Origin of the sequence: Citrobacter sp. HN-141 (genome assembly GCF_033341895.1) — a bacterium.
In the GTDB taxonomy this organism is placed as follows: domain Bacteria; phylum Pseudomonadota; class Gammaproteobacteria; order Enterobacterales; family Enterobacteriaceae; genus Citrobacter.
Genome location: NZ_JAWPBF010000004.1, coordinates 302549 through 310188, shown reverse-complemented (window position 1 = coordinate 310188; position 7640 = coordinate 302549). Strand labels below are relative to the sequence as shown.

7 protein-coding genes and 1 other annotated feature are annotated in these 7640 nt (G+C 50.9%); of the genes, 4 read left to right on the top strand and 3 right to left on the bottom strand.

The window, feature by feature from the left end:
• Positions 1–323: 323 nt before the first annotated feature.
• The 3 genes from clpB to rluD form a co-directional block, all read right to left on the bottom strand.
• A complete protein-coding gene (gene clpB, locus RYZ59_RS07505) occupies positions 324–2897 on the bottom strand; it encodes an ATP-dependent chaperone ClpB (RefSeq protein WP_202038016.1) in 2574 nt (857 codons plus the stop codon).
• A 129-nt stretch (positions 2898–3026) separates the two neighbouring features.
• The gene (gene yfiH / locus RYZ59_RS07500; protein ID WP_202038015.1) at positions 3027–3758 is read right to left on the bottom strand and encodes a purine nucleoside phosphorylase YfiH; all 732 of its coding nucleotides are present in this window, start codon (positions 3756–3758) and stop codon (positions 3027–3029) included.
• On the bottom strand, positions 3755–4735 hold the full coding sequence (rluD, locus tag RYZ59_RS07495) for a 23S rRNA pseudouridine(1911/1915/1917) synthase RluD (protein ID WP_005130415.1): 981 nt from the start codon (positions 4733–4735) through the stop codon (positions 3755–3757). Before rluD ends, yfiH begins: the two co-directional genes overlap by 4 nt.
• 131 nt (positions 4736–4866) lie before the next feature.
• On the opposite strand from rluD, the gene bamD reads away from it, so the two are divergent.
• The 4 genes from bamD to pheA all read left to right on the top strand — a co-directional run bounded on the left by bamD (position 4867) and on the right by pheA (position 7623).
• Complete coding sequence (gene bamD, locus RYZ59_RS07490; RefSeq protein ID WP_005130417.1) at positions 4867–5604, top strand: outer membrane protein assembly factor BamD; 738 nt, start codon at positions 4867–4869, stop codon at positions 5602–5604.
• 269 nt (positions 5605–5873) lie between these two features.
• Entirely contained in the window at positions 5874–6212 is a 339-nt protein-coding gene (gene raiA, locus RYZ59_RS07485; protein WP_003031244.1) for a ribosome-associated translation inhibitor RaiA, read from the top strand.
• 102 nt (positions 6213–6314) lie between these two features.
• Positions 6315–6440: a sequence feature (Phe leader region), on the top strand.
• Positions 6316–6363: a pheA operon leader peptide PheL gene (gene pheL, locus RYZ59_RS07480; RefSeq protein WP_100250063.1), complete on the top strand. Its 48-nt coding sequence runs from the start codon at positions 6316–6318 to the stop codon at positions 6361–6363. It overlaps the preceding feature by 48 nt.
• A gap of 22 nt (positions 6441–6462) precedes the next feature.
• Positions 6463–7623, top strand: coding sequence for a bifunctional chorismate mutase/prephenate dehydratase (gene pheA, locus RYZ59_RS07475; RefSeq protein WP_271442427.1), 1161 nt, complete (start codon positions 6463–6465; stop codon positions 7621–7623).
• Positions 7624–7640 lie beyond the last annotated feature (17 nt).

Sequence of the window (7640 nt, the reverse complement as noted above, 5' to 3'; positions counted from 1 at the left end):
TTGTCTGATAAATTGTTAAAGAGCAGTGCCGCTTCGCTTTTTCTCAGCGGCGCGGGGTGTGCATATTACGCCATCCCGCTACGAAGTCAAGCATTTAATTTCGCTTTCTTCGCCGGAGTTCTCAGTGGAACCCCGCTGACCCGGCGGCTTGTAGTCCGTTGTTCCGTGTCAGTGGAGGCGCATTATAGGGAGTTATTTCAGACTGACAAGTTAAAAATACAAAAAACTTATCAAGCGATTACTTTTCAGACAATGAAGCTATTTTTGCCTGGTTTTCAAACAAAAACGAGCCCCGCAGGGCCCGTTTATTTAGGTTTTGTGACTTACTGCACTGCCACAATACGATCATCATTCACTTCCAGACGAATCGTTTTGCCTGGAATCAGCTCACCAGACAAGATTTGCTGTGCCAGTGGGTTTTCGATCTGCTGCTGGATAGCACGTTTCAATGGACGTGCACCGTATACAGGATCATAACCATTCACACTCAGCAATTTAAGCGCTTCGTCAGAGATGTGGATTTCATAACCACGCTCTTCCAGACGTTTGTACAGACGCTGCAGTTGGATCTGAGCAATAGAAGCAATGTGTTTCTCACCCAACGGATGGAATACAACAACCTCATCTATACGGTTGATGAATTCCGGGCGGAAGTTCTGGCTCACTACACCCAGCACCATATCTTTCATATGGCTGTAATCCAGCTCGCCGAAACGCTCCTGAATCAGATCAGAGCCCAGGTTCGAGGTCATGATGACAACCGTATTACGGAAATCGACCGTTCTCCCCTGCCCGTCAGTTAATCGACCATCGTCAAGCACCTGCAGCAGAATGTTGAAGACATCCGGATGCGCTTTTTCTACTTCATCCAGCAGGATGACCGAATAAGGGCGACGACGTACCGCTTCCGTCAGGTACCCACCTTCTTCATAACCGACATATCCCGGAGGCGCACCGACCAGGCGAGATACAGAGTGTTTCTCCATAAACTCGGACATATCGATACGCACCATCGCATCGTCACTGTCGAACATAAAGTTCGCCAGTGCTTTGCACAGCTCGGTTTTACCGACACCGGTTGGCCCCAGGAACAAGAAGGAACCAATCGGACGATTCGGATCGGACAATCCTGCACGGCTACGACGGATGGCGTTAGATACCGCTTCTACCGCTTCGTTCTGACCAATCACGCGGCTGTGCAGATCCTGTTCCATCCGCAACAATTTTTCCCGCTCGCCTTCCAACATACGGGCCACCGGGATACCGGTCCAGCGCGCCAGCACCTCGGCGATTTCTGCATCCGTCACTTTATTACGCAGCAGACGCATAGTTTTACCTTCAGACTGGGTTGCTGCTTCCAGCTGTTTTTCCAGTTCCGGAATTTTGCCGTACTGCAGTTCAGACATGCGCGCCAGATCACCGACGCGACGCGCCTGTTCGATAGCAATTTTTGCCTGTTCCAGCTCTGCCTTGATGGTTTGCGTTCCAGAGAGGGACGCTTTTTCAGCTTTCCACTCTTCTTCTAACTCTGAATACTGGCGCTCTTTGTCGTCCAGTTCTTCATTAAGCATATCAAGACGTTTTTTACTTGCCTCATCAGACTCTTTCATTAACGCCTGCTGTTCCAGCTTGAGCTGGATAATGCGGCGGTCGAGTCTGTCGAGTTCCTCCGGCTTGGAGTCAATCTGCATACGGATGCTGGACGCTGCTTCATCGATAAGGTCGATAGCTTTATCCGGCAACTGACGGTCAGCAATGTAGCGGTGAGACAGCGTGGCTGCCGCAACAATCGCCGGGTCAGTAATCTGCACATGGTGGTGCAGCTCGTAACGCTCTTTCAGACCACGCAAAATGGCGATGGTGTCTTCTACTGATGGCTCAGCCACAAACACTTTCTGGAAACGACGTTCCAGCGCCGCATCTTTTTCGATGTACTGGCGATATTCATCAAGCGTGGTGGCCCCTACGCAGTGCAGCTCCCCGCGCGCCAGCGCCGGTTTCAGCATGTTCCCGGCGTCCATCGCGCCATCGGCTTTACCTGCGCCGACCATAGTATGCAACTCATCGATAAACAGAATGACGTTGCCTTCCTGTTTCGAGAGATCGTTGAGCACACCTTTTAAACGTTCTTCAAACTCACCGCGATACTTCGCCCCGGCCACCAGCGCGCCCATATCCAGCGCCAGCACGCGACGACCTTTTAACCCTTCAGGAACTTCACCGTTAATGATTCGCTGTGCCAGCCCTTCGACGATAGCGGTTTTACCAACACCTGGCTCACCGATCAAAACCGGGTTGTTTTTAGTACGACGTTGCAGCACCTGAATAGTGCGGCGAATTTCTTCATCACGACCGATAACCGGATCGAGCTTGCCTTGTTCGGCGCGTTCGGTCAGGTCGACGGTATATTTTTTCAAGGCCTGACGTTGGTCTTCAGCCCCCTGGTCATTCACGCTTTCACCTCCACGCATTTGTTCAATTGCCTGAGTGATATTGGCGGTTGTCGCTCCTGCTGATTTTAATAAATCGGTCAGCGTACCGCGCGACTCAAGCGCCGCCAGAACGAACAGTTCTGACGAAATGAAATTGTCTCCACGTTTTTGCGCCAGCTTGTCGCAAAGATTCAGTACACGCACCAGATCCTGAGAAGGCTGAACATCACCACCGGTACCTTCTACCTGTGGTAAACGGCTCAATGCCTGGTCAATGGCTGTACGTAACTGGCCAGCATTAATGCCGGCGGACGTTAACAAAGGACGAACCGATCCCCCTTCCTGATTCAGCAAGGCGCTCATTAGATGGAGTGGTTCGATAAATTGGTTGTCGTGCCCCAGTGCGAGTGACTGGGCATCGGCAAGAGCAAGCTGGAATTTATTGGTAAGACGATCCAGACGCATAACTCCTCCCATAACAGGTCAAAATTGCTACTGGAGATTAAATGAGGTCATCCCTCAATTATTCAAGGTGAATGACCTGAATTATGTGAAAAGAAAATTACACGTACCGGATCGTCTTGATTCTTTAGGTTATATCAGCCAAATAAAACTTGCCATACGACCCGTGGTATTGTCGCGACGATAAGAGAAGAACGTCTCACTTTCGCTGAAGGTGCAATGATCGCCACCGTGGACGTTCTCAACCCCCACATTTGCCAGACGTTGACGTGCAAGCTGATAGATATCCGCCAGATATTTTTCACCACGCGGCACAAATGCACTGTCAGCGTGCGGATCTTTTGCCATAAACGCGGTGCGAACTTCTGCACCTACCTCAAACGCGATCGGACCAATCGCCGGCCCTAACCAGGCAATAATGTTTTCCGGTTTATCGGCAAAGCACGCCACCGTTTCTTCCAGCACACCTTCACATAACCCGCGCCAGCCCGCATGGGCCGCCGCCACTTCTGTTCCAGCACGATTACAAAACAGCACCGGCAGACAGTCCGCCGTCATCACCGCACATACGGTGCCTGGTGTATTGCTGTAGGACGCATCTGCACGTTTAGATAAGTATGGCCCGCCGCTTAATTTCAGGACGTCTTTACCGTGTACCTGTTCAAGCCAGACGGGTTTCGAAGGCAGATTGCCCGCAGCAAACAGCCGCTTGCGGTTCTCTTCCACATGCTCCGGGTTATCGCCACAATGGGCACCCAGGTTCAGCGAATCATAAGGCGACAGACTGACGCCGCCAATGCGGGTAGAACTACAGGCCGCGACACCCTGAGGTATCGGCCACTGCGGGACAATTAGCTTACTCATAGCCAGGCAACATCATCCTTATGCTCTTCGAAATCAGCGCGCATCACTTCGATAAGCTCCACCATATCTTGCGGAATCGGCGCATGCCATTCCATCTCAATACCGGAAATCGGGTGATACAAACGCAACATGGTCGCGTGCAGCGCCTGACGGTCAAACTTACGCAGCACGGAGATAAACTCGTCAGAAGCGCCTTTCGGTGGGCGCGGACGACCACCGTAGACCTGATCGCCCACCAGCGGATGGGTGATATGCGCCATGTGCACGCGGATCTGGTGCGTACGTCCGGTTTCCAGACGCAACCGCAGACGCGTGTGCACACGGAAATGCTCCATAATGCGATAGTGCGTTACCGCAGGTTTCCCCATTGGATGCACTGACATATGCGTACGTTTGGTGGGATGACGGCTGATCGGTTCTTCGACCGTACCGCCCGCGGTCATATGGCCAATCGCCACAGCTTCATACTCGCGAGTGATTTCGCGCAGCTGCAATGACTCGACCAGGCGCGTTTGCGCCGGGACCGTTTTTGCCACAACCATAAGTCCGGTTGTGTCTTTATCCAGACGGTGCACAATACCGGCTCGTGGGACATCCGCAATTGGCGGGTAGTAATGCAGCAACGCATTCAAAACCGTACCATCAGGATTGCCCGCGCCCGGATGTACCACCAGATCACGTGGTTTGTTGATGACAAGAATGTCGTCATCTTCATAAACGATATCCAGCGGGATATCCTGAGCTTCAAAACGAACCTCTTCATCAATTTCAGCATTGATGGAGACACGCTCTCCACCTAACACTTTTTCTTTCGGCTTATCGCAAAGATTGCCATTTACCAGTACGCGCTGGTCGAGGATCCATTCTTTTATGCGCGATCGCGAATAATCAGGGAACAATTCGGCCAAAGCCTGATCTAAGCGTTGACCAAGCTGATTTTCGGAGACTGTTGCGGTGAGTTCTACTCGTTGTGCCATAAACTGCTTCTTCGTTTAACGTTGGGTTTTACGGCTTTGCCGTTTAATATAGTGTGCTATTGTAGCTGGTCTTAACCGGGAGCAGGAACAGAGAATCTCCCGTATTACATTTTGAGGAAAGTCAAAACGTCATGACGCGCATGAAATATCTGGTGGCAGCAGCCACGTTGAGCCTGTTTTTGGCGGGTTGCTCTGGTTCAAAGGAAGAGGTGCCCGATAATCCGCCAAATGAAATCTACGCGACTGCTCAGCAAAAGCTGCAGGACGGTAACTGGAAACAGGCAATAACGCAATTGGAAGCGTTGGATAACCGTTATCCATTTGGACCGTATTCTCAGCAGGTGCAATTAGATCTCATCTACGCCTACTACAAAAACGCCGATCTGCCACTTGCTCAGGCTGCCATCGATCGTTTTATTCGTCTGAACCCGACTCACCCGAACATTGATTATGTCATGTACATGCGTGGCCTGACCAATATGGCGCTGGACGATAGCGCGCTGCAAGGATTCTTTGGCGTCGATCGTAGCGATCGCGATCCACAGCATGCCCGAGCTGCGTTTAATGACTTTTCCAAACTGGTACGTGGTTATCCGAACAGCCAGTACACAACCGATGCCACGAAGCGTCTGGTGTTCCTGAAAGATCGTCTGGCGAAGTATGAATACTCTGTTGCTGAGTACTATACCGCCCGTGGCGCATGGGTTGCAGTTGTGAACCGTGTGGAAGGTATGCTGCGTGACTATCCGGATACCCAGGCAACGCGTGATGCCCTGCCGTTGATGGAAAACGCTTATCGCCAAATGCAGATGAATGCCCAGGCAGAAAAAGTAGCGAAAATCATTGCCGCTAACAGCAGCAACACCTGATTGACCTCAGAATGCACAACGGCAGCCTTTGGGCTGCCGTTTTTTTATCCGTTAACGCCACAACTGAAGCGGTTTAGCTGCGACGCATCCTATCAAATATGGCCTGCTTTCAGGTATTCCTCAAGTAAAAAATCGCCTGTTCCTGCGGTGCCTCACAAAAAGGTTTTCTTGACAAAAAGCGACAAAACAATGTGATCTAAATCACACATTTTGACATTGGGAACGGTATGCTGGAATCACCAAGACGGGAAAGACAAGAGGTAAAATTTATGACAATGAACATTACCAGTAAACAAATGGAAATTACTCCGGCAATTCGCCAGCATGTCGCAGACCGTCTCGCCAAACTAGAAAAATGGCAAACTCATCTGATTAATCCACATATCATTCTGTCTAAGGAGCCACAGGGTTTCATTGCTGATGCCACCATCAACACCCCGAATGGACATCTGGTCGCCAGCGCAAAACACGAGGATATGTACACCGCCATTAACGATTTGATCAACAAGCTGGAACGGCAGCTCAATAAAGTGCAGCACAAAGGCGAAGCCCGTCGTGCAACAACTTCAGTAAAAGACGCCAACTTCGTCGAAGCAGAAGAAGAGTAGTCCCTTACATTGAGTGTATCGCCAACGCGCCTTCGGGCGCGTTTTTTGTTGACAGGGTGAAAACAGTACGGGTACTTTACTGACGTAGCCAAAGGAAAATTACATGAAACTTGTCCCGTTCTTCTTCGCATTCTTTTTTACCTTCCCCTGAATGGGAGGCGTTTCGTCGTGTGATAAAGAATGCGAAGACGAACAATAAGGCCTCCCACACCGGGGGGCCTTTTTTATTGATAACAAGAAAGGCAACACTATGACATCGGAAAACCCATTACTGGCGCTGCGAGAAAAGATCAGCTCGCTGGATGAAAAATTACTGGCTCTGCTGGCAGAACGACGTGGTCTGGCGGTAGAAGTTGGCAAAGCCAAGTTGCTGTCTCATCGCCCGGTACGCGATATTGATCGGGAACGCGACCTGCTCGACCGTTTAATTCAGCTTGGTAAAGCGCATCACCTCGATGCCCACTACATCACGCGCCTGTTCCAGCTTATTATCGAAGACTCCGTCCTGACCCAGCAGGCGCTCCTTCAGCAGCATCTGAATAAGATCAACCCGCATTCCGCTCGTGTTGCCTTCCTGGGACCAAAAGGGTCTTACTCACACCTTGCAGCACGTCAGTATGCCGCACGTCATTTTGAGCAGTTTATTGAAAGCGGCTGCGCGAAATTTGCCGATATCTTTAATCAGGTTGAAACCGGACAGGCTGACTACGCGGTAGTGCCTATTGAAAACACCAGTTCCGGTGCGATTAACGACGTTTACGATCTGTTGCAACACACCAGCCTCTCTATCGTCGGAGAGATGACGATTACTATCGACCATTGCGTACTGGTGTCGGGCACAACCGATTTGGAGAGCATCGACACGGTATACAGCCACCCGCAACCGTTCCAGCAGTGCAGCAAGTTCCTGAACCGCTACCCGCACTGGAAGATTGAATACACTGAAAGCACTTCAGCTGCGATGGAAAAGGTCGCCCAGGCTAACTCACCACGCGTAGCAGCCCTGGGGAGCGAAGCCGGTGGTGTACTGCATGGCCTGCAGGTACTTGAGCATATTGAAGCTAACCAGACGCAAAACATTACCCGCTTCGTGGTTCTGGCACGTAAAGCAATCAATGTTTCTGACCAGGTTCCAGCGAAAACAACGTTGCTGATGGCGACAGGACAACAGGCAGGTGCGCTGGTTGAAGCGCTGCTGGTACTACGTAACCATAATCTGATTATGACCAAGCTTGAATCACGTCCGATTCACGGTAATCCATGGGAAGAGATGTTTTATCTCGATATCCAGGCCAACCTGGAATCACCCCAGATGCAAAAAGCCCTGAAGGAGTTGGGGGAGATTACGCGTTCAATGAAAGTATTGGGATGTTATCCGAGTGAAAACGTGGTGCCGGTCGACCCGAGCTAACCTGACAATGCCGGATG

Excerpts from the sequence above, each read along its gene's own strand:
- clpB (WP_202038016.1), bottom strand. The coding sequence starts at position 2,897 with ATGCGTCTGGATCGTCTTACCAATAAATTCCAGCTTGCTCTTGCCGAT.
- yfiH (WP_202038015.1), bottom strand. The coding sequence starts at position 3,758 with ATGAGTAAGCTAATTGTCCCGCAGTGGCCGATACCTCAGGGTGTCGCG.
- rluD (WP_005130415.1), bottom strand. The coding sequence starts at position 4,735 with ATGGCACAACGAGTAGAACTCACCGCAACAGTCTCCGAAAATCAGCTT.
- bamD (WP_005130417.1), top strand. The coding sequence starts at position 4,867 with ATGACGCGCATGAAATATCTGGTGGCAGCAGCCACGTTGAGCCTGTTT.
- raiA (WP_003031244.1), top strand. The coding sequence starts at position 5,874 with ATGACAATGAACATTACCAGTAAACAAATGGAAATTACTCCGGCAATT.
- pheA (WP_271442427.1), top strand. The coding sequence starts at position 6,463 with ATGACATCGGAAAACCCATTACTGGCGCTGCGAGAAAAGATCAGCTCG.